The sequence below is a fragment of the Lysobacter sp. ISL-50 genome, assembly GCF_018612875.1.
Classification (GTDB): Bacteria; Pseudomonadota; Gammaproteobacteria; order Xanthomonadales; family Xanthomonadaceae; genus Lysobacter.
On record NZ_JAGGRI010000022.1, the window covers coordinates 1 to 17,337 of the forward strand.

29 protein-coding genes are annotated in these 17,337 nt (G+C 63.2%); all 29 read left to right on the forward strand.

The window, feature by feature from the left end:
• The first annotated feature begins 667 nt into the window (after positions 1-667).
• The 29 genes from rpsJ (at position 668) to J7J50_RS14125 (ending at position 17,280) form a co-directional block, all read left to right on the forward strand.
• A complete protein-coding gene (gene rpsJ / locus J7J50_RS13985; RefSeq protein WP_022968186.1) occupies positions 668-979 on the forward strand; it encodes a 30S ribosomal protein S10 in 312 nt (103 codons plus the stop codon).
• Positions 980-989: 10 nt separating this feature from the next.
• The gene (rplC, locus tag J7J50_RS13990) at positions 990-1,646 is read left to right on the forward strand and encodes a 50S ribosomal protein L3 (RefSeq protein WP_057943878.1); all 657 of its coding nucleotides are present in this window, start codon (positions 990-992) and stop codon (positions 1,644-1,646) included.
• 2 nt (positions 1,647-1,648) lie between these two features.
• Positions 1,649-2,254 carry a 50S ribosomal protein L4 gene (rplD, locus tag J7J50_RS13995; RefSeq protein ID WP_057943877.1) on the forward strand — a complete coding sequence of 202 codons (606 nt, stop codon included), beginning with the start codon at positions 1,649-1,651 and terminating at the stop codon, positions 2,252-2,254.
• Positions 2,251-2,547, forward strand: coding sequence for a 50S ribosomal protein L23 (gene rplW / locus J7J50_RS14000; RefSeq protein WP_057943876.1), 297 nt, complete (start codon positions 2,251-2,253; stop codon positions 2,545-2,547). Before rplD ends, rplW begins: the two co-directional genes overlap by 4 nt.
• Before the next feature lie 10 nt (positions 2,548-2,557).
• Positions 2,558-3,385, forward strand: coding sequence for a 50S ribosomal protein L2 (rplB, locus tag J7J50_RS14005; RefSeq protein ID WP_057943875.1), 828 nt, complete (start codon positions 2,558-2,560; stop codon positions 3,383-3,385).
• Positions 3,386-3,391: 6 nt separating this feature from the next.
• Positions 3,392-3,661: a 30S ribosomal protein S19 gene (gene rpsS / locus J7J50_RS14010; protein ID WP_057943874.1), complete on the forward strand. Its 270-nt coding sequence runs from the start codon at positions 3,392-3,394 to the stop codon at positions 3,659-3,661.
• 10 nt (positions 3,662-3,671) lie between these two features.
• On the forward strand, positions 3,672-4,007 hold the full coding sequence (gene rplV / locus J7J50_RS14015; RefSeq protein WP_057943873.1) for a 50S ribosomal protein L22: 336 nt from the start codon (positions 3,672-3,674) through the stop codon (positions 4,005-4,007).
• A 14-nt stretch (positions 4,008-4,021) separates the two neighbouring features.
• Complete coding sequence (gene rpsC / locus J7J50_RS14020; protein WP_057943872.1) at positions 4,022-4,765, forward strand: 30S ribosomal protein S3; 744 nt, start codon at positions 4,022-4,024, stop codon at positions 4,763-4,765.
• Positions 4,766-4,771: 6 nt separating this feature from the next.
• Positions 4,772-5,185, forward strand: coding sequence for a 50S ribosomal protein L16 (gene rplP / locus J7J50_RS14025; RefSeq protein ID WP_036111797.1), 414 nt, complete (start codon positions 4,772-4,774; stop codon positions 5,183-5,185).
• On the forward strand, positions 5,185-5,370 hold the full coding sequence (gene rpmC, locus J7J50_RS14030; protein ID WP_057943871.1) for a 50S ribosomal protein L29: 186 nt from the start codon (positions 5,185-5,187) through the stop codon (positions 5,368-5,370). Before rplP ends, rpmC begins: the two co-directional genes overlap by 1 nt.
• Before the next feature lie 9 nt (positions 5,371-5,379).
• Positions 5,380-5,649, forward strand: coding sequence for a 30S ribosomal protein S17 (rpsQ, locus tag J7J50_RS14035; protein WP_057943870.1), 270 nt, complete (start codon positions 5,380-5,382; stop codon positions 5,647-5,649).
• A 14-nt stretch (positions 5,650-5,663) separates the two neighbouring features.
• Entirely contained in the window at positions 5,664-6,032 is a 369-nt protein-coding gene (gene rplN / locus J7J50_RS14040) for a 50S ribosomal protein L14 (protein WP_031373826.1), read from the forward strand.
• 16 nt (positions 6,033-6,048) lie between these two features.
• The gene (rplX, locus tag J7J50_RS14045) at positions 6,049-6,363 is read left to right on the forward strand and encodes a 50S ribosomal protein L24 (RefSeq protein WP_215057522.1); all 315 of its coding nucleotides are present in this window, start codon (positions 6,049-6,051) and stop codon (positions 6,361-6,363) included.
• An 11-nt stretch (positions 6,364-6,374) separates the two neighbouring features.
• Positions 6,375-6,917 carry a 50S ribosomal protein L5 gene (gene rplE, locus J7J50_RS14050; protein ID WP_057943868.1) on the forward strand — a complete coding sequence of 181 codons (543 nt, stop codon included), beginning with the start codon at positions 6,375-6,377 and terminating at the stop codon, positions 6,915-6,917.
• Positions 6,918-6,932: 15 nt separating this feature from the next.
• The gene (rpsN, locus tag J7J50_RS14055) at positions 6,933-7,238 is read left to right on the forward strand and encodes a 30S ribosomal protein S14 (protein ID WP_057943867.1); all 306 of its coding nucleotides are present in this window, start codon (positions 6,933-6,935) and stop codon (positions 7,236-7,238) included.
• A 145-nt stretch (positions 7,239-7,383) separates the two neighbouring features.
• The gene (gene rpsH, locus J7J50_RS14060; protein ID WP_057943866.1) at positions 7,384-7,782 is read left to right on the forward strand and encodes a 30S ribosomal protein S8; all 399 of its coding nucleotides are present in this window, start codon (positions 7,384-7,386) and stop codon (positions 7,780-7,782) included.
• A 14-nt stretch (positions 7,783-7,796) separates the two neighbouring features.
• A complete protein-coding gene (gene rplF / locus J7J50_RS14065) occupies positions 7,797-8,324 on the forward strand; it encodes a 50S ribosomal protein L6 (RefSeq protein ID WP_215057521.1) in 528 nt (175 codons plus the stop codon).
• Between the two features lie 66 nt (positions 8,325-8,390).
• Entirely contained in the window at positions 8,391-8,744 is a 354-nt protein-coding gene (gene rplR, locus J7J50_RS14070; protein WP_057918898.1) for a 50S ribosomal protein L18, read from the forward strand.
• Positions 8,745-8,945: 201 nt separating this feature from the next.
• Positions 8,946-9,485, forward strand: a complete 540-nt coding sequence (rpsE, locus tag J7J50_RS14075) for a 30S ribosomal protein S5 (RefSeq protein WP_046657640.1) — start codon at positions 8,946-8,948, stop codon at positions 9,483-9,485.
• Positions 9,478-9,684: a 50S ribosomal protein L30 gene (gene rpmD / locus J7J50_RS14080; RefSeq protein ID WP_036111762.1), complete on the forward strand. Its 207-nt coding sequence runs from the start codon at positions 9,478-9,480 to the stop codon at positions 9,682-9,684. The genes rpsE and rpmD overlap by 8 nt, the downstream gene beginning before the upstream one ends.
• Positions 9,685-9,694: 10 nt before the next feature.
• Positions 9,695-10,132, forward strand: coding sequence for a 50S ribosomal protein L15 (rplO, locus tag J7J50_RS14085; protein WP_036111758.1), 438 nt, complete (start codon positions 9,695-9,697; stop codon positions 10,130-10,132).
• Positions 10,133-10,139: 7 nt separating this feature from the next.
• Complete coding sequence (secY, locus tag J7J50_RS14090; protein ID WP_215057520.1) at positions 10,140-11,513, forward strand: preprotein translocase subunit SecY; 1,374 nt, start codon at positions 10,140-10,142, stop codon at positions 11,511-11,513.
• A gap of 233 nt (positions 11,514-11,746) precedes the next feature.
• The gene (rpsM, locus tag J7J50_RS14095; RefSeq protein WP_036111754.1) at positions 11,747-12,103 is read left to right on the forward strand and encodes a 30S ribosomal protein S13; all 357 of its coding nucleotides are present in this window, start codon (positions 11,747-11,749) and stop codon (positions 12,101-12,103) included.
• Positions 12,104-12,116: 13 nt separating this feature from the next.
• Positions 12,117-12,509, forward strand: coding sequence for a 30S ribosomal protein S11 (gene rpsK / locus J7J50_RS14100; protein ID WP_036111750.1), 393 nt, complete (start codon positions 12,117-12,119; stop codon positions 12,507-12,509).
• Between the two features lie 14 nt (positions 12,510-12,523).
• Positions 12,524-13,153: a 30S ribosomal protein S4 gene (rpsD, locus tag J7J50_RS14105; RefSeq protein WP_036111747.1), complete on the forward strand. Its 630-nt coding sequence runs from the start codon at positions 12,524-12,526 to the stop codon at positions 13,151-13,153.
• 159 nt (positions 13,154-13,312) lie between these two features.
• Entirely contained in the window at positions 13,313-14,311 is a 999-nt protein-coding gene (rpoA, locus tag J7J50_RS14110) for a DNA-directed RNA polymerase subunit alpha (RefSeq protein WP_057943863.1), read from the forward strand.
• 296 nt (positions 14,312-14,607) lie between these two features.
• Positions 14,608-14,982 (forward strand): 50S ribosomal protein L17, encoded by a 375-nt coding sequence (gene rplQ, locus J7J50_RS14115; protein WP_057943862.1) that lies wholly within the window; start codon positions 14,608-14,610, stop codon positions 14,980-14,982.
• 315 nt (positions 14,983-15,297) lie between these two features.
• Positions 15,298-15,798: a disulfide bond formation protein B gene (locus tag J7J50_RS14120; protein ID WP_057943861.1), complete on the forward strand. Its 501-nt coding sequence runs from the start codon at positions 15,298-15,300 to the stop codon at positions 15,796-15,798.
• A gap of 87 nt (positions 15,799-15,885) precedes the next feature.
• On the forward strand, positions 15,886-17,280 hold the full coding sequence (locus J7J50_RS14125; protein WP_215057519.1) for a 3-deoxy-7-phosphoheptulonate synthase class II: 1,395 nt from the start codon (positions 15,886-15,888) through the stop codon (positions 17,278-17,280).
• The last annotated feature ends 57 nt before the right edge of the window (positions 17,281-17,337 follow it).

A 17,337-nucleotide genomic window follows, 5' to 3' on the forward strand; every position in this document is an offset into this window, starting at 1 on the left:
GCGAAGATCATCAAGTGACGAACTGACCCGTGCGCGCCAAAGGCGCGCACGGCTTTGTCAGTTCGTCATCCCCGCGAAGGCGGGGATCCAGAGACGAGGAAGAAGCCCCGAAGTCCGGCGCCGCCCCTCATCGAAGGCCAAGATGCTCAAAGCGGCAATCCCCGGATCGCCGCCAGCAACAAAGAAACCCGCGACGGGCCCAGCCCGTCGCCGGTTTTCTCAACCGCGGTCCCGCGACCGCGATTGAGAAAACCGGTAGTCCAAGTCCGGCCCGGAGAGGGCAGGGGCCGTATTCATCGTCCAGGAGGCGGGTGCTTGCACTCTCCGATCGGATGCATGTAGAATGCGCGACCACCGTGCCACCCCTGTTTATTCCGGGGCGGCGCAACCAGCGAAATGAGGAGCAGGATGCGCCTCGTATTCGCCAGACAGGGACATGTCGCACGGCAGCGCTCCATACGTTCTGGGCCCTCGGGCATCCAAAGAACGCTAAATGGAGCCATTCGTGCGTTTTATTCCGTCTGGGCGGGCCGGGAAACCGGGCCGCCTTAGCTTTTCCAGGCAAGGAAGCTCCGGGGCGAGGGTGTTGCCCTGGAGTGTTTGCGTTTTCGTGGGGTCGGCGCACCCAGAAGCCGTCCCGTCGCTCTTTTAACCAAGGAATTCCGTCATGGCGGACCAAAAGATCCGGATCCGGCTCAAAGCGTACGATCATCGTCTGATCGACCGCTCGGCCAGCGAGATCGTCGAGACGGCCAAGCGGACCGGCGCGCAAGTGCGCGGCCCGATCCCGCTGCCGACCAAGATCGAGCGCTACACCGTTCTCGTCTCCCCGCACGTCGATAAGGACGCGCGCGACCAGTACGAGACCCGCACGCACAAGCGCGTGCTCGACATCGTAGACCCCAACGACAAGACCGTGGACGCGCTGATGAAGCTCGAACTCGCGGCTGGCGTTGATGTCCAGATCAAGCTGACCTGAGGCACCCACCATGACCGCGAAGAAATATTCGTTGGGCATCGTCGGTCGCAAGGCCGGCATGAGCCGCTTCTTCACTGAAGACGGCAAGTCGGTTCCGGTGACCCTCATCGAAGCGACCCCGAACCGTATTACCCAGATCAAGACCACGGAAACCGACGGCTACAGCGCCGTGCAGGTGACCGTCGGCGTGCGCCGCGCGGCGCTCGTCAACAAGCCCGAAGCCGGTCACCTCGCCAAGGCGAAGGTCGAAGCAGGCCGCGGCTTGTGGGAACTGCGCGTGGAAGACGACAAGATCAACGCTTTCGAAGTGGGCGGCGAAATCAAGGCCGACATCTTCGAAGTGGGCCAGATCGTCGACGTCCAGGGCATCACCAAGGGCAAGGGCTTCCAGGGCACGATCAAGCGCTGGAACTTCAGCATGGGCGATGCGACGCACGGTAACTCGCTGTCGCACCGCTCGCCGGGTTCGATCGGCCAGCGCCAGACGCCGGGTCGCGTTTTCCCGGGCAAGAAGATGTCCGGTCACATGGGCGCCGTCCAGCAGAGCACGCAGGGCCTGGAAGTGGTCAAGGTCGACGCCGAGCGCGGCTTGATCGCGATCAAGGGCGCCGTGCCGGGCGCTCCGGGCGGTGACGTGATCGTCCGCCCGTCGAGCAAGGGAGCATAACGATGGAACTTGCCATCAACGGTAGCGACAAGAAGCTGTCGGTTTCCGACGCCATCTTCGATCGCGAATTCAGCGAAGACCTGGTTCACCAGGTTGTTGTGGCCTACCGCAACGCGGGCCGCGCCGGCACCAAGGCGCAGAAGACGCGTTCGGAAGTCAACGGCACCACCAAGAAGTCGAAGAAGCAGAAGGGCGGCGGTGCGCGTCATGGCGCGCTGACGGCTCCGATCTTCGTCGGCGGCGGCGTGACCTTCGCGGCCAAGCCGCGCAGCTTCGCCCAGAAGGTGAACCGCAAGATGTACCGCGCGGCGATCGCCGCGATCCTGTCGGAGTTGAACCGCCAGGGCCGCATCACCGTCGTCGAAAAGCTGGATATCGACTCGCCGAAGACCTCGGGCATGATCGCCATGCTGAAGTCGCTGGAAATGGGCCGTCGTCCGCTGCTCGTCACCGAGGAAGCGTCCGAGAATCTGTACCTCTCGGCCCGCAACCTGCCTTATGTGGAAGTCCGCGACGTGCAGGGACTCGATCCGGTGGCCCTCGTCGGCGCCGATTCGATCGTGTTCACCGCCGATGCGGTCAAGAAGATCGAGGAGTGGCTGGCATGAACGACGCCAAGCTCTACAGCATCATCCGCGCACCGCGCGTGTCCGAAAAGACCGCGCGTCTGCAGGAAGTCTCCAACCAATACGTCTTCGAAGTGGCGACGGACGCTACCAAGGCCGACATCAAAGTCGCCGTGGAAAAGCTGTTCGACGTGAAGGTCGAGGCTGTCAATGTGGTCAACGTGAAGGGCAAGCAGAAAGCCTTCAAGAACCGCATGGGCCGTCGCGCCGACTGGCGCAAGGCGTACGTGAAGCTGGCCGATGGCCAGTCGATCGACGTGATGGCCAAGGCCTGAGGAAAGATCCATGGCATTGATGACTTTCAAGCCCACTTCCGCCGGCCGCCGCAATGCGGTCCGCGTCGTGACGCCGGGCCTGCATAAGGGCGCGCCGCACGCGGCGTTGGTCGAAAAGCAGAGCAAGAGCGGCGGCCGTAACCACCACGGTCGCATCACCACCCGTCATATCGGCGGTGGCCACAAGCAGCATTACCGCATCATCGACTTCAAGCGCGACAAGGAAGGCATTCCGGCGCGCGTGGAGCGGATCGAATACGATCCCAACCGCACCGCGCACATCGCGCTGCTGTGCTACGTCGATGGCGAGCGCCGTTACATCATCGCCCCCAAGGGCCTGAAGGACGGCGATCAGGTGATCGCGGGCCGCGACGCTCCGATCCGCGTCGGCAACACGCTGCCGCTCACCAACATCCCGGTCGGCTCCACGGTGCATTGCATCGAAATGAAGCCGGGCAAGGGTGCCCAGCTCGCCCGCGCCGCCGGCGCCGGCGTGCAGCTGGTCGCTCGCGAGCAGGGCTACGCCACGCTGCGTCTTCGCTCCGGCGAAATGCGCAAGGTGCCGGTCGAGTGCCGCGCCACCATCGGCGAAGTCGGCAACGACGAGCACAGCCTCGAGAAGCTCGGCAAGGCCGGCGCCAAGCGTTGGCGCGGTATCAAGCCGACCGTTCGCGGCGCGGCCATGAACCCCGTCGATCACCCGCACGGTGGTGGTGAGGCGAAGGCTGGCCAGGGCAACCCGCATCCGGTCACCCCGTGGGGTGTTCCGACCAAGGGTTACAAGACGCGCAAGAACAAGCGCACCACGCAATTCATCGTGCGCGATCGCAGGGGTTAATCGGACATGGCACGTTCACTCAAGAAGGGCCCGTTCGTCGATCATCATCTGATGAAGAAGGTCGAAACCGCGGGCAACAACAAGAAGCCGATCAAGACCTGGTCGCGTCGTTCGATGGTGCTGCCGGAAATGGTTGGCTTCACGATCGCCGTCCACAACGGCAAGAATCACATCCCGGTGCTGGTCAACGAAAACATGGTTGGCCACAAACTTGGCGAGTTCGCTTTGACCCGTACGTTCAAGGGTCACGGCGGCGACAAGAAGTCGGGCAAGTAAGGAGATGACTATGGAAGCGAAAGCCATCCTGCGCACCGCGCGCATCTCCCCGCAGAAGGCCCGCCTGGTCGCTGACCAGGTGCGCGGTCTGTCCGCTGAGCGCGCCGTCAACCTGCTGAAGTTTTCGGACAAGAAGGCAGCTGCACTGATCCGCAAGGTCGTGGAGTCCGCCATCGCCAACGCCGAGAACAACCAGGGCGCCGACATCGACGAGCTCAAGGTCAAGACCATCATGGTGGACGAGGGTCCCGCACTGAAGCGCTTTATGGCTCGTGCGAAAGGCCGCGGCACCCGCATCCTCAAGCGCACCAGCCACATCACTGTGGTTGTGGGCGCGGGCAAGTAAGGCGGAGTCAGACAATGGGTCATAAAGTTCATCCGACCGGAATCCGCCTGGGCATCGCCAAGGACTGGAATTCCAAGTGGTTCGCCAACAAGAAGCAGTACGCCGAGTACCTGGCGGCTGACCTGAAGGTTCGCGAAATGCTTCGCAAGAAGCTGGCTCAGGCCGGCATCTCGAAGATCTTCATCGAACGTCCGGCGAACAACGCCCGCGTGACGATCCACACCGCCCGTCCGGGCGTGGTGATCGGCAAGCGCGGCGAGGACATCGAGAAGCTGCGTAAGGAAGTCAGCGCGCTGATGGGCGTTCCGGCGCACATCAACGTGACCGAGGTCCGCAAGCCGGAACTCGACGCGCAGCTCGTCGCCGAGTCGATCGCTCAGCAGCTGGAACGCCGCATCATGTTCCGCCGCGCCATGAAGCGCGCGGTCGGCAACGCGATGCGCCTGGGTGCCCTGGGCATCAAGGTCAACGTCGCCGGCCGTCTCAACGGCGCCGAAATCGCGCGTTCGGAGTGGTACCGCGAAGGTCGCGTGCCGCTGCACACGCTGCGTGCCGACATCGACTATGGCTTCGCTGAAGCCAAGACGACCTACGGCATCATCGGCATCAAGACCTGGATCTATAAGGGCGAAGTGTTCGACTTCTCCCAGGTGGGCCAGGAGAAGCAGGACGATTCGCCGCGCAGCGATCGTGGTGACCGCGGCGACCGCGGTGATCGTAACGACCGTCCGGGCCGTCCTGCCCGCGAACAGAGGTAATCCGTCATGTTGCAACCCAAGCGAACCAAGTACCGCAAGGTACACAAGGGCCGCAATGATGGCCTGAGCTGGAGCGGCAACGCCGTCAGCTTCGGCGAATACGGCCTCAAGGCAACCGCGCACGGTCAGCTGACCGCGCGCCAGATCGAGGCGGCCCGCCGTTCGATCAGCCGTTACGTCAAGCGTGGCGGCAAGATGTGGATCCGCGTGTTCCCGGACAAGCCGATCACCAAGAAGCCGATTGAAGTCCGAATGGGCTCCGGTAAGGGCAACGTCGAGTACTGGGTCGCTCAGATCCAGCCTGGTCGCATGATTTACGAGATCGAAGGCGTGGCTGAAGACGTGGCGCGCGAAGCGTTCCGTCTGGCCGCGGCCAAGCTCTCGGTGACCACCACTTTCGTTACCCGGACGGTGCGCTAATGGAACTCAAGCAACTTCGTCAGAAGTCGGCCGATGAGCTCAAGGCTCATCTGGTCGAGCTGCATAAGGAGAGCTTCGCTCTGCGCATGCAGAAGGCCACCGGCCAGCTGGCCAAGACCCACGAACCCCGCCGCGTGAAGCGCGAGATTGCTCGCGTGAACATGCTGCTGGGCGAGAAGAAGTAAGGACCCGCCATGACCGACAACAATACAGACAAGGCGCTGCGCACGGTTGAAGGCCGGGTCGTCAGCAACAAGATGGACAAGACCGTCACCGTGCTGGTCGAGCGTCAGGTCAAGCACGCGCTGTACGGCAAGTACATCCGTCGCTCGACCAAGCTCCACGCCCACGACGCCGATAACGCCTGCAAAGAAGGCGACATCGTGCGGGTGAAGGAAATTGCTCCGATGTCCAAGACCAAGAACTGGAGCGTGGTTGAAATCGTCAGCCGCGCGGCCGTCTAAGAGGAGGCTGAACCATGATCCAGATGCAAAGCTACCTCGGCGTTGCCGACAACTCCGGTGCTAAGGAAGTGATGTGCATCAAGGTGCTCGGCGGCTCCAAGCGCCGTTACGCGCACATTGGCGACATCATCAAGGTCACCGTGAAAGACGCGATCCCGCGCGGCAAGGTCAAGAAGGGCGACGTCTACGACGCCGTCGTGGTCCGCACCCGCAAGGGTGTGCGCCGTCCGGACGGCTCGCTGATCCGCTTCGATGGCAACGCTGCGGTGTTGCTCAACAACAAGCATGAGCCGATCGGCACCCGTATCTTCGGACCCGTGACTCGCGAGCTTCGCTCGGAGAAGTTCATGAAGATCGTCTCGCTCGCGCCTGAAGTGCTCTGAGCAGAGGAACTAGACCATGAACCGTATCAAGAAGGGCGATCAAGTGATCGTCACCGCCGGCAAGGACAAGGGCAAGAAGGGCGATGTGGTGCGCGTGCTCGGCGACAAGGTCGTCGTGTCGAACATCAACATCATCAAGCGCCACACCAAGCCGAATCCGCAGGCCAACCAGCCGGGCGGCGTGATCGAGCGCGAAGCGCCGATTCACATTTCCAACGTCATGCTGTTCAACCCTGCCACCGGCAAGGGCGAACGCATCGGTTTCAAGATGCTGGAGGATGGACGCAAACTGCGTGTGTTCCGCTCCAGTGGTGAGGCGGTTGACGCCTGAGGAATGCTGAAATGACCACCCGGCTCGAAGAGTTTTACAAGAAAGAAGTGGTTCCGTCGCTGACCGAAAAGTTCGGCTACAAGAACCCGATGGAAGTGCCGCGCCTCGTCAAGATCACGCTGAACATGGGCGTGGGCGAAGCGGCCACCAACAAGAAGATCCTGGAAAATGCCGTCGCCGACATGACCAAGATCGCCGGCCAGAAGCCGATCGTGACCAAGTCCCGCGTGTCGGTGGCTTCGTTCAAGATCCGCGACGGCTGGCCGATCGGCGCCAAGGTCACCCTGCGCCGCGCCAAGATGTACGAGTTCCTGGACCGCCTGGTCAACATCTCGTTGCCGCGCGTGCGCGACTTCCGTGGTGTCTCCGGCCGTTCGTTCGACGGCCGTGGCAACTACAACATGGGCGTCAAGGAGCAGATCATCTTCCCGGAAATCGATTTCGACCAGGTTGACGCCCTGCGCGGCATGGACATCGCGATCACCACGACCGCGAAGACCGACGCCGAGGCGAAAGCCCTGCTCGAAGCCTTCCGCTTCCCGTTCCGCAACTGAGTCTAGGATTGAACTATGGCTAAGACTTCCATGATCAACCGCGACATCAAGCGGACCAAGCTGGTGAAGAAGTACGCCGGCAAGCGCGATGCGTTGAAGAAGATCATCTCCAGCGACAGCGCTTCGTACGAAGACAAGGCCGAGGCGGTCATCAAGTTGCAGAAGCTGCCGCGCGACTCGTCGCCGAGCCGCCAGCGCAACCGTTGCGCCCTGACCGGTCGTTCGCGCGGCGTCTACAAGAAGTTCGGCCTGGGCCGCAACAAGCTGCGCGAAGCCACCATGCGCGGCGACGTGCCGGGCCTGCGCAAGGCAAGCTGGTAAATCTCTGGTACTATTACCGGCTTTCCCGGTTCCACCGCCGCGGCCCTCGGGCCGCGGCGGCGTTGTTGAAGCAACGTAACTAGCTGTATCTATTACTGAAATTCGCAATCCCGCGGATATCGGTGCTACTCATAGGTGATATTCAATGAGCATGACTGATCCCATCGCCGACATGCTGGTCCGCATCAAGAATGCGGCCGCTGTGCGCAAGCAGACGGTGAAAATGCCGTCGTCCAAGGTCAAGGTGGCTATCGCCGCCGTGCTGAAGGACGAGGGTTACATCCTGGATTCGCGCGTGACCGAAGTCGGTCCGGGCAAGTCCGAACTCGAAATCTCGCTGAAGTACTACGAAGGCAAGCCGGTGATCGAGCGCCTCCAGCGCTACTCCCGTTCGGGCCTACGCCAGTACCGCGGCAAAGACGGGTTGCCCAAGGTCCTCGGCGGCCTGGGTATCGCCATCATCTCCACCTCCAAGGGCATCATGACTGACGCCCAGGCGCGCCAGCAGGGCGTCGGTGGTGAAGTCCTGTGCTTCGTGGCCTAAGGGAGTAATCAGACATGTCCCGAGTTGCCAAGAAGCCGATCGCTCTCCCGAAGGGCGTCGAAATCAACATCCAGGCCGACACGATCGTCGCCAAGGGCCCGAAGGGCTCGCTGTCGATCGGTAAGCCCGCCGCCATCAATCTGAAGGTCGAGAACGGCGAAGCCCTGTTCACGACCGAAGACGCGGCGCTGATCCCGCTGACCGGCACCCTGCGCGCCATCCTCGCCAACATGGTGAAGGGCGTGTCGGAAGGCTTCGAGCGCAAGCTCGAGCTGGTCGGCGTCGGTTACCGCGCCTCGATGCAGGGCAGCGACCTGAATCTGGCCCTGGGTTTCTCCCATCCGGTTCTGTTCAAGGCCCCGGAAGGCATCACCATCGCGACCCCCACCCAGACCGAAATCCTGGTCCAGGGCGCGGACAAGCAGCGCGTCGGTGAAGTCGCCGCCAAGATTCGCGGTTTCCGTCCGCCGGAGCCCTACAAGGGCAAGGGCGTGAAGTACGCCGGCGAAGTCATCATCCGTAAGGAAGCCAAGAAGGCCTAACGGGTAGGGCGCCGGTCCTAGGGCCGGCGTCAAAACACCAAGCTTTCAGCTTTCGGAGATCAGAACATGAACAAGAACATCGCTCGTCTGCGTCGCGCCAAGTCGACCCGCTCGCACATCCGCAATCTCGGCGTCGCCCGTCTGACCGTGCTTCGCACCGGTCAGCACCTGTACGCCCAGGTCTTCACCGCCGACGGTTCCAAGGTCCTGGCCACGGCTTCGACCGTGCAGGCCGACGTCAAGGAAGGCCTGAAGAACGGCAAGAACGCCGAAGCCGCCGTCAAGGTCGGCAAGCTGATCGCCGAGCGCGCCAAGGCCGCGGGCATCGAGAAGGTCGCTTTCGACCGCTCGGGCTACCGCTACCACGGCCGCATCAAGGCGCTGGCCGATGCCGCGCGCGAAGGCGGTCTGCAGTTCTAATACGGCTTGCCGTATTCAGACTGATATCAGGCTTGAAAGCGTGGAGATTCGTCTCCACGCCTTTCGCATCGAACAGCTTCACCCGCCGACACGGGTTTGTGTCGGGCGCTTTGGCGGATTCCTGCCACTGCGCGGCACCCGAATCACTTCACAATCATAAGCGGCCACGCCGCAAATCCCTTTAATCAAAGAGACATCGAAATGGCAGACGATAGAGCCCCGCGGGGCCGCGACCGTGATCGCAACCGCGAAGAGATCGACGACGGCATGATCGAAAAGCTGATCGCGGTCAACCGCGTCAGCAAGACCGTCAAGGGCGGTCGCCAGTTCACCTTCACCGCGTTGACGGTGGTCGGCGACGGCAACGGCAAGGTCGGCTTCGGTTACGGCAAGGCGCGCGAAGTGCCGGTCGCGATCCAGAAGTCGATGGAATACGCCCGCAAGGCGATGAACAACGTGGACCTCAATGGCGGCACCTTGTGGCATGCCGTGAAGTCCGGCCATGGCGCGGCGCATGTGTACATGCAGCCTGCCTCGGAAGGTACCGGCGTGATCGCCGGCGGCGCGATGCGCGCCGTGCTCGAAGCGGTCGGCGTCAAGAACGTGTTGGCCAAGGCCACCGGTTCGCGCAACCCGATCAACCTGGTTCGCGCCACGCTGAAGGGTCTGACCGGCATGCATTCGCCGGCCAAGATCGCGGCCAAGCGCGGCAAGAAGGTGGAGGATCTCAACCATGGCTAAGGCTGCTAACAAGCCCGTCGAGGGCGGCACCGTCACGGTGCGCCTGGTCAAGGGTCTGCGTGGCTGTCAGTCGCGTCACCGCCTGTCGGTGAAGGCGCTCGGCCTGAACAAGCTCAACGACGTGCGGACGCTGAAAGACAGCCCGCAGGTTCGTGGCCTGATCAATACGGTCCACTACCTGGTTCAGGTCGAGGGCTAAGGAGAACATCATGCGTCTCAATACACTCAAGCCGGCTGACGGCGCCCGCGAAGACCGCAAGCGCGTCGGTCGCGGTATCGGTTCCGGCCTCGGCAAGACCGCCGGCCGCGGCCACAAGGGTTCTTTCGCCCGTTCGGGCAAGGGCAAGATCAAGGCCGGCTTCGAAGGCGGTCAGATGCCCATGCAGCGTCGTCTGCCGAAGATCGGCTTCCGCTCCAAGCTGAAGAACGATACGGCCGAAGTCCTGCTGTATCAGCTGGACAAGCTGGAAGCCGGCGAGATCGATTTCGCCGCGCTCAAGGCCGCGAAGCTCGTTCCGAGCAACGCCAAGCAGGCCAAGATCGTGAAGAAGGGCGAGCTGACCAAGAAGTTCGTGCTCAAGGGCGTGCTGGCCACGGCCGGCGCGAAGGCCGCGGTCGAAGCGGCCGGCGGCAAGGTCGAGGAGTAAGGGCTCAATGGCGCGCAGCGGCAACGCAATGGCTGGAATCGGCGGCGGACTCGGCAAGTTCACCGAGTTGCGTCAGCGTTTGCTGTTCGTCATCGGCGCGTTGATCGTCTATCGCATCGGCAGCTACATCCCGGTGCCGGGTATCAACCCGGAGGCGATGGTCAAGTTCATGGAGACCAAGCAGGGCACCATCGTGGACATGTTCAACATGTTCTCCGGTGGCGCTCTGCACCGTTTCAGCCTGTTCGCGTTGAACGTGATGCCGTACATCTCGGCATCCATCATCGTGCAGCTGCTGGTGCAGATCGTGCCGAGTCTGAAAGCCATCCAGAAGGAAGGCGAATCGGGCCGTCGCAAGATCAACCAGTGGTCGCGCATGGGTGCGATTCCGCTCGCGGTGTTCCAGGCATGGGGCATCGCGGCGGGTCTGCAGTCGAGCGTGGCGCCCGACGGTCTGCCGGTGGTGTACGCACCGGGCATGGGCTTCATCCTGACCGCCGTGATCTCACTGACCGCCGGCACCATGTTCCTGATGTGGCTGGGCGAGCAGATCACCGAGCGCGGTATCGGCAACGGCGTGTCGCTGATCATCTTCGCGGGTATCGTGGCGGGCCTGCCGGCCGCGGTGCTGGAGATGTTCGAGCAGATCCGCAACGGCGACATGAGCGCGATCGCGGCCATCGCCGTCATCGCCCTGGTGTTCGGCTTCACCTACCTGGTGGTCTTCGTCGAACGCGGCCAGCGCCGGATCACGGTCAACTACGCCCGTCGTCAGGGCGGTCGCAACGCCTACATGAATCAGGCGTCGTTCCTGCCCCTGAAGCTCAACATGTCGGGCGTGATCCCGGCGATCTTCGCTTCGAGCATCGTGATGTTCCCCGCGACCGCGGCGACCTGGTTCGCCCAGAGCAACAGCGGCAGCGGCGTGTCCGGCTTCCTCCAGCGCATGAGCCAATGGCTCAGCCCGGGTGAACCGGTGCACATGATCCTGTATGCTGGTCTGATCATCGGCTTCGCGTTCTTCTACACGGCGCTGGTGTTCAATTCGCAGGAAACCGCCGACAACCTCAAGAAGTCGGGCGCGCTGATCCCGGGCATCCGTCCCGGCAAGGCCGCCGCGGATTACGTTGATGGCGTGCTGACGCGGCTTACCGCGGCCGGCGCGATTTACCTGGTCATCGTCTGTCTCCTCCCGGAGATCATGCGTACCCAGCTCGGCACCTCGTTCTACTTCGGCGGCACCTCGCTGCTGATCGTGGTGGTCGTGATTATGGATTTCATCGCTCAAATCCAGGCTCATCTGATGTCGCATCAGTACGAGAGCCTGTTGAAGAAAGCGAATTTGAAGGGCGGCTCGCGCGGCGGTCTCGCGCGCGGGTGAGTCAGGACCGGTTCGCGCGCAAGAGTAGCGCGCGGGGCTGAGCAGGGCAGGTCATCGCATTGTTCAGCCAGTTCAGACTCGTCGCCGGAGCATGGGCACACTCCCCATGCCGTGGTTCCGTGGCACCTCTGGTGCCGCGGGGCTTCCTATTAACCCGAGACCTAGATATAATTTCCAGTTCACTCCGCCGGGATTGATCCGTCTCGGCCGCCAAATCAGTTGGAGATCGCCTTATGGCGCGTATTGCGGGCGTTAATTTGCCTGCCCAGAAGCATGTCTGGGTTGGCCTGCAAAGCATTTTCGGCATCGGCCGTACCCGTTCGAAGCAAATCTGCCAGACGGCAGGCGTGACTTCGACGACGAAGATCCGTGACCTGTCCGAGCCCGAAGTCGAGCGCCTGCGCGCCGAAGTCGGCAAGTTCGTGGTCGAGGGCGATCTGCGTCGTGAGGTCGGCATCGCCATCAAGCGTCTGATGGACCTGGGCTGCTACCGCGGCCTGCGTCACCGCCGCGGCCTGCCGCTGCGTGGTCAGCGTACCCGGACCAATGCACGTACCCGTAAGGGTCCGCGCAAGGCCATCAAGAAGTAAGGGGACCTAGACCATGGCCAAGCCGGCAGCAGTCAAGACCAAGAAGAAGATCAAGCGCATCGTCACCGACGGTATCGCCCACGTCCATGCTTCTTTCAACAACACCATCATCACGATCACCGACCGCCAGGGCAACGCGCTCTCGTGGGCGACTTCGGGCGGCGCGGGTTTCCGCGGCTCGCGTAAGTCGACCCCGTTCGCCGCCCAGGTGGCAGCCGAAAAGGCTGGCCGTGCTGCGCTCGACTACGGCGTCAAGTCGTTGGAAGTGCGCATCAAGGGCCCGGGTCCGGGTCGCGAGTCCGCCGTTCGTTCCTTGAACAACGTCGGGTACAAGATCATCAACATCATCGACGTGACGCCCATCCCGCACAACGGGTGCCGTCCGCCGAAAAAGCGTCGCGTCTGAGGAGCTGAAGAAAAATGGCTCGTTATATTGGCCCCACCTGTAAGCTCGCTCGTCGCGAAGGCGCTGACCTCGGTCTGAAGTCGTCCGCGCGCGCGCTCGACTCGAAGTGCAAGCTCGAGCAAAAACCCGGCCAGCATGGCCCCACCGCCCGCAAGGGCAAGCTGTCCGACTACGCCACCCAGCTTCGCGAGAAGCAGAAGGTCAAGCGTATCTACGGTCTGCTGGAACGTCAGTTCCGCAACTACTACAAGAAGGCCTCGACCAAGAAGGGCAACACCGGCGAGAACCTGCTGCAGTTGCTGGAAACCCGTCTGGACAACGTCGTCTACCGCATGGGCTTTGCCGTGACTCGTCCGGCTGCCCGTCAGCTGGTCTCGCACCGCGGCGTCACGGTCAACGGCAAGTCGGTCAACCTGCCTTCCTACCAGGTCAAGGCCGGCGATGCGATCGCTCTGTCCGAGCGCGCCCAGAAGCAGCTTCGCGTGCAGGAATCCCTGACCGTGTCGTCGCAGATGGACCTGTCGCCGTCGTGGGTCGAAGTGGACAGCAAGAAGTTCAGCGGCGTGTTCAAGGCGGTTCCGGATCGTGCGGACCTGCCGGCCGACATCAACGAAGCGCTGATCGTCGAGTTGTACAGCAAGTAATAGTGCAGGGCATCCGCCGGCATCCCTCGGGATTCCGGCGGAGAACCCGCAACCCAGGTCGGTGCGCCAGTCGCATCGGCCGCTCCCTCGATCCGAGGGGGCTCCAAGAGCTAAAGCCTCTCGCCGCCCCCCGGCCGAGGTCATTGGAGACACCGAAACATGACGGTTACCGCCAACCAGGTACTGCGCCCGCGCGGTCCGCAGATCGAACGCCTCGCCGGCAATCGCGCGAAAGTCGTGATTGAACCGTTGGAGCGCGGTTACGGCCACACGCTGGGCAACGCGCTGCGTCGCGTGCTGCTGTCGTCGATCCCGGGTTTCGCCATCACCGAGGTCGAAATCGACGGCGTACTGCATGAGTACACCACGGTCGAAGGTCTGGAAGAAGACGTGCTGGAAGTTCTGCTGAACCTCAAGGACGTCGCCATCCGCATGCACACCGGCGACGCTTCGACGCTGTCGCTGGCCAAGCAGGGTCCCGGCATCGTCACCGCCGGCGACATCAAGACCGACCACAACGTTGAAATCCTCAACAACGACCACGTGATCTGCCACCTGACCAAGGACACGGCGATCAACATGCGTCTGAAGATCGAACGCGGTTTCGGCTACCAGCCGGCGGCTTCGCGCCGTCGTCCGGACGAAGAAACCCGCGCGATCGGCCGCCTGATGCTGGATGCCAGCTTCTCGCCGGTCCGTCGCGTCGCTTACGCCGTGGAAGCCGCGCGCGTCGAGCAGCGTACCGACCTGGACAAGCTGGTTCTGGATATCGAAACCAACGGCACGATCGACGCCGAGGAAGCCGTGCGCACCGCCGCCGACATCCTCACCGATCAGCTGTCGGTGTTCGGCGACTTCACCCACCGCGACCGCGGTGCGGCCAAGCCGGCGACCAGCGGTATCGACCCGATCCTGCTGCGTCCGATCGACGACCTCGAACTCACCGTTCGTTCGGCCAACTGCCTCAAGGCCGAGAGCATCTACTACGTCGGCGATCTGATCCAGAAGACCGAAGTCGAGCTGCTCAAGACCCCGAACCTCGGCAAGAAGTCGCTCACCGAGATCAAGGAAGTGCTGGCTCAGCGCGGCCTGTCCCTCGGGATGAAGCTGGAAAACTGGCCGCCGGCCGGCATCGCTTCGCATGGGATGATGGGGTGAGTCCCAGCGCTTGCGCGGCATAGCCGCGCGCTGGGACGAACGCCCGGCGCACTGCGCCGGGCCGGGAACGAAAGGAGTCCACGCCGAGGGCAACCGAAGCGTGGATTCTTCACTCGAATCCTGCCGCATCCGCAACACCGCACCACGCACCAAGCCCCACCCCGCCGACGGACCCAGAAGTCCGCGGCCAGCCGATCAAGGAACGATCGGTTCGGACCACCCGCAGTCCAATGCACCAACGCCTGGATGGCGACAGCGAAGTCCAATCGTTTCAACATTCATCAGGAATCACAGTCATGCGCCATCAGAAAGCCGGCCGTAAGTTCAGCCGCACCAGTGCTCACCGCGACGCCATGTTCACCAACATGGCCGCTTCGCTGATCAAGCACGGTCTCATTCGCACCACCCTGCCGAAGGCCAAGGAGCTGCGTCGCGTCGCCGAGCCGCTCATCACGCTGGCGAAGAAGGACGGCGTCGCCAATCGCCGCCTGGCCTTCTCGCGCCTGCGCGACAAGGAAGCCGTCGGCACCTTGTTCGTCGAGCTCGGCCCGCGTTACGCCTCGCGTCCGGGCGGCTACCTGCGCATCCTCAAGTGCGGTTTCCGCGCTGGCGACAATGCGCCGATGGCCTATGTCGAACTGGTCGATCGTCCGCAAGCCGCGGCCGAGTAATCGAGCCGCGCCGGGCGACTGGCGCTGCGACGTGCAAGATCCGAAAACGACAAGGTCCGCGGCCGCTCATCCGGCCATGGACCCGTCAGCGAAACCCCGGCCCAGGCCGGGGTTTTTGCTTTTAGGCGACGGTTACGCCGGCAACGGTTGCAGCGGAAAATGATCACGACAGGCAGGTCCAGGTAGCGATTGGTTTGCGCGCGCAACTTTCGCCGCCGGGCGCAGTCGATGTTGACTGCGACGAAACGCCACGTTGCGCCACGACATGCCTATCCGACATTGGCGCGACCCGACCCAGACCCGTATGGTGTGAATATGAGCCCCTTCAAAGCCTCCTTCCGTATCCAGTACCTGCTCGGCTTCCTGGCCTGCGCGGCGCTGCTGGCGTATGCGTTCTACCTGCAGCTTTACCAGCACCTCGAGCCGTGCCCGCTGTGCATCTTCCAGCGCGTGGCGTTCGCCGCCCTGGGCGTGGTGTTTCTGATCGGCGGTCTGCATGGGCCGAAGAAGCCCGGCGGCCGTCGCAGCTACGGCGTCCTGGCGCTGTTAGCGTCGTTGGCGGGCATCGCCGTCGCCGGCAATCACGTGCGCCTGCAGCACCTGCCGCCGGATCAGGTCCCGGCCTGCGGCCCGGGGCTGAACTACATGGTCGAGGCGATGCCGCTGGCCAGCGTGATCCGCAAGGTCATGACCGGTTCGGGCGAATGCGCCGCGGTCGATTGGACCTTCCTGGGCCTGGCCATGCCGGCCTGGAGCCTGATCTGCTTCATCGTGCTGGCGCTGTGGGCGGCCTATGCCGCGTTCCGCGCACGTTGAACCGAGTAAGCCTTCTGTTTCAGCCGTCCCAACCCTCCCATTCACTCCAACCCTCCACACACCGCGACACCAACTGGAATCAAGGAAATGAGCGCTTCCGATCGCAACAGCAACCTTCGTGCCGTCAATCTGCCCGCCGACTGGAGCCCGACCTCCTGGCGTGAGCGCACCGCACTGCAGTTGCCCAGCTATCCGGACGCGACCGAGTTGGAGTCGGCGTTGCAGGAACTGCGTCAGTTGCCGCCGCTGGTGACCTCGTGGGAGATCCTCTCGCTCAAGCAGCAACTGGCCGAGGCGCAGGAAGGCAAGCGATTTTTGCTGCAGGGCGGCGATTGCGCCGAGAGCTTCGACCAGTGTTCCTCCGACGTCATCTCCAACCGCCTGAAGGTGTTGTTGCAGATGAGCCTGGTGCTGGTCCACGGCATGCGCAAGCCGGTGGTGCGCGTGGGTCGCTTCGCCGGCCAGTACGCCAAGCCGCGTTCGGCCGACAGCGAGACCATCGACGGCGTGACCTTGCCGAGTTACCGCGGCGACATGGTCAACGCGCCGGCCTTCAACGAGGCCGCGCGCAAGCCCGATCCGCGCCGCATGATCAAGGGCCACGCGCGTTCGGCGATGACGATGAATTTCGTCCGCGCCCTGATCGACGGCGGCTTCGCCGACTTGCATCATCCCGAGTACTGGAACCTGAGCTGGGTCGGTCACTCGCCGCTGGCCGACGAATACCGGCGCATGGTCAATGCGATCGGCGACGCGGTGCGTTTCATGGAAACGCTGTCGGGTTCGGAAGTGCACAACCTCAACCGGGTGGATTTCTACACCTCGCACGAAGCCTTGCTGCTGCCGTACGAAGAATCGCTGACCCGGCAGGTGCCGCGTCATTGGGGCTTCTTCAACCTCAGCACCCACTACCCGTGGATCGGCATGCGCACCGCCGCGGTCGAGGGCGCGCACGCGGAATATTTCCGCGGCATCCGCAATCCGATCGCGCTCAAGGTCGGTCCGTCGGTGACGCCGGATCAGCTGCTGCGCACGATCGATCTGCTCAATCCCGAGGATGAGCCGGGCCGCCTGACCTTCATCCACCGCATGGGCGCGACCGCGATCGCCGAGAAGCTGCCGCCGCTGCTCGATGCGATGCGCCGCGACGGCCGTCGCGTGCTGTGGGTGTGCGATCCGATGCACGGCAACACCGAGAGCACCAGCAACGGTTACAAGACCCGTCGCTTCCGCAACATCCGCTCGGAGATCGAAGACTCCTTCGAACTGCATGCGGCGGCGGGCACGCGCCTGGGCGGCGTGCATCTGGAGCTGACCGGCGAAGACGTGACCGAATGCCTGGGCGGCGCGCGCGAGCTCACCGAGAGCGATCTGGAACGCGCCTACCGCTCCACGGTCGATCCGCGCCTGAACTACGAGCAGGCGCTGGAAGTGGCGATGCTGATCGTGCGCAAGCAGGTGCAGATCGCCGCGCCGGCCTGAGGCTGCCCGCGCTCCGGCTTCGGCAACAAAAGCCCGCCGCATGGCGGGCTTCATTGC

What these genes read in the sequence shown, in the direction of transcription:
- rpsJ (WP_022968186.1), top strand. Translation starts at nt 668, where the DNA reads ATGGCGGACCAAAAGATCCGGATCCGGCTCAAAGCGTACGATCATCGT.
- rplC (WP_057943878.1), top strand. Translation starts at nt 990, where the DNA reads ATGACCGCGAAGAAATATTCGTTGGGCATCGTCGGTCGCAAGGCCGGC.
- rplD (WP_057943877.1), top strand. Translation starts at nt 1,649, where the DNA reads ATGGAACTTGCCATCAACGGTAGCGACAAGAAGCTGTCGGTTTCCGAC.
- rplW (WP_057943876.1), top strand. Translation starts at nt 2,251, where the DNA reads ATGAACGACGCCAAGCTCTACAGCATCATCCGCGCACCGCGCGTGTCC.
- rplB (WP_057943875.1), top strand. Translation starts at nt 2,558, where the DNA reads ATGGCATTGATGACTTTCAAGCCCACTTCCGCCGGCCGCCGCAATGCG.
- rpsS (WP_057943874.1), top strand. Translation starts at nt 3,392, where the DNA reads ATGGCACGTTCACTCAAGAAGGGCCCGTTCGTCGATCATCATCTGATG.
- rplV (WP_057943873.1), top strand. Translation starts at nt 3,672, where the DNA reads ATGGAAGCGAAAGCCATCCTGCGCACCGCGCGCATCTCCCCGCAGAAG.
- rpsC (WP_057943872.1), top strand. Translation starts at nt 4,022, where the DNA reads ATGGGTCATAAAGTTCATCCGACCGGAATCCGCCTGGGCATCGCCAAG.
- rplP (WP_036111797.1), top strand. Translation starts at nt 4,772, where the DNA reads ATGTTGCAACCCAAGCGAACCAAGTACCGCAAGGTACACAAGGGCCGC.
- rpmC (WP_057943871.1), top strand. Translation starts at nt 5,185, where the DNA reads ATGGAACTCAAGCAACTTCGTCAGAAGTCGGCCGATGAGCTCAAGGCT.
- rpsQ (WP_057943870.1), top strand. Translation starts at nt 5,380, where the DNA reads ATGACCGACAACAATACAGACAAGGCGCTGCGCACGGTTGAAGGCCGG.
- rplN (WP_031373826.1), top strand. Translation starts at nt 5,664, where the DNA reads ATGATCCAGATGCAAAGCTACCTCGGCGTTGCCGACAACTCCGGTGCT.
- rplX (WP_215057522.1), top strand. Translation starts at nt 6,049, where the DNA reads ATGAACCGTATCAAGAAGGGCGATCAAGTGATCGTCACCGCCGGCAAG.
- rplE (WP_057943868.1), top strand. Translation starts at nt 6,375, where the DNA reads ATGACCACCCGGCTCGAAGAGTTTTACAAGAAAGAAGTGGTTCCGTCG.
- rpsN (WP_057943867.1), top strand. Translation starts at nt 6,933, where the DNA reads ATGGCTAAGACTTCCATGATCAACCGCGACATCAAGCGGACCAAGCTG.
- rpsH (WP_057943866.1), top strand. Translation starts at nt 7,384, where the DNA reads ATGAGCATGACTGATCCCATCGCCGACATGCTGGTCCGCATCAAGAAT.
- rplF (WP_215057521.1), top strand. Translation starts at nt 7,797, where the DNA reads ATGTCCCGAGTTGCCAAGAAGCCGATCGCTCTCCCGAAGGGCGTCGAA.
- rplR (WP_057918898.1), top strand. Translation starts at nt 8,391, where the DNA reads ATGAACAAGAACATCGCTCGTCTGCGTCGCGCCAAGTCGACCCGCTCG.
- rpsE (WP_046657640.1), top strand. Translation starts at nt 8,946, where the DNA reads ATGGCAGACGATAGAGCCCCGCGGGGCCGCGACCGTGATCGCAACCGC.
- rpmD (WP_036111762.1), top strand. Translation starts at nt 9,478, where the DNA reads ATGGCTAAGGCTGCTAACAAGCCCGTCGAGGGCGGCACCGTCACGGTG.
- rplO (WP_036111758.1), top strand. Translation starts at nt 9,695, where the DNA reads ATGCGTCTCAATACACTCAAGCCGGCTGACGGCGCCCGCGAAGACCGC.
- secY (WP_215057520.1), top strand. Translation starts at nt 10,140, where the DNA reads ATGGCGCGCAGCGGCAACGCAATGGCTGGAATCGGCGGCGGACTCGGC.
- rpsM (WP_036111754.1), top strand. Translation starts at nt 11,747, where the DNA reads ATGGCGCGTATTGCGGGCGTTAATTTGCCTGCCCAGAAGCATGTCTGG.
- rpsK (WP_036111750.1), top strand. Translation starts at nt 12,117, where the DNA reads ATGGCCAAGCCGGCAGCAGTCAAGACCAAGAAGAAGATCAAGCGCATC.
- rpsD (WP_036111747.1), top strand. Translation starts at nt 12,524, where the DNA reads ATGGCTCGTTATATTGGCCCCACCTGTAAGCTCGCTCGTCGCGAAGGC.
- rpoA (WP_057943863.1), top strand. Translation starts at nt 13,313, where the DNA reads ATGACGGTTACCGCCAACCAGGTACTGCGCCCGCGCGGTCCGCAGATC.
- rplQ (WP_057943862.1), top strand. Translation starts at nt 14,608, where the DNA reads ATGCGCCATCAGAAAGCCGGCCGTAAGTTCAGCCGCACCAGTGCTCAC.
- J7J50_RS14120 (WP_057943861.1), top strand. Translation starts at nt 15,298, where the DNA reads ATGAGCCCCTTCAAAGCCTCCTTCCGTATCCAGTACCTGCTCGGCTTC.
- J7J50_RS14125 (WP_215057519.1), top strand. Translation starts at nt 15,886, where the DNA reads ATGAGCGCTTCCGATCGCAACAGCAACCTTCGTGCCGTCAATCTGCCC.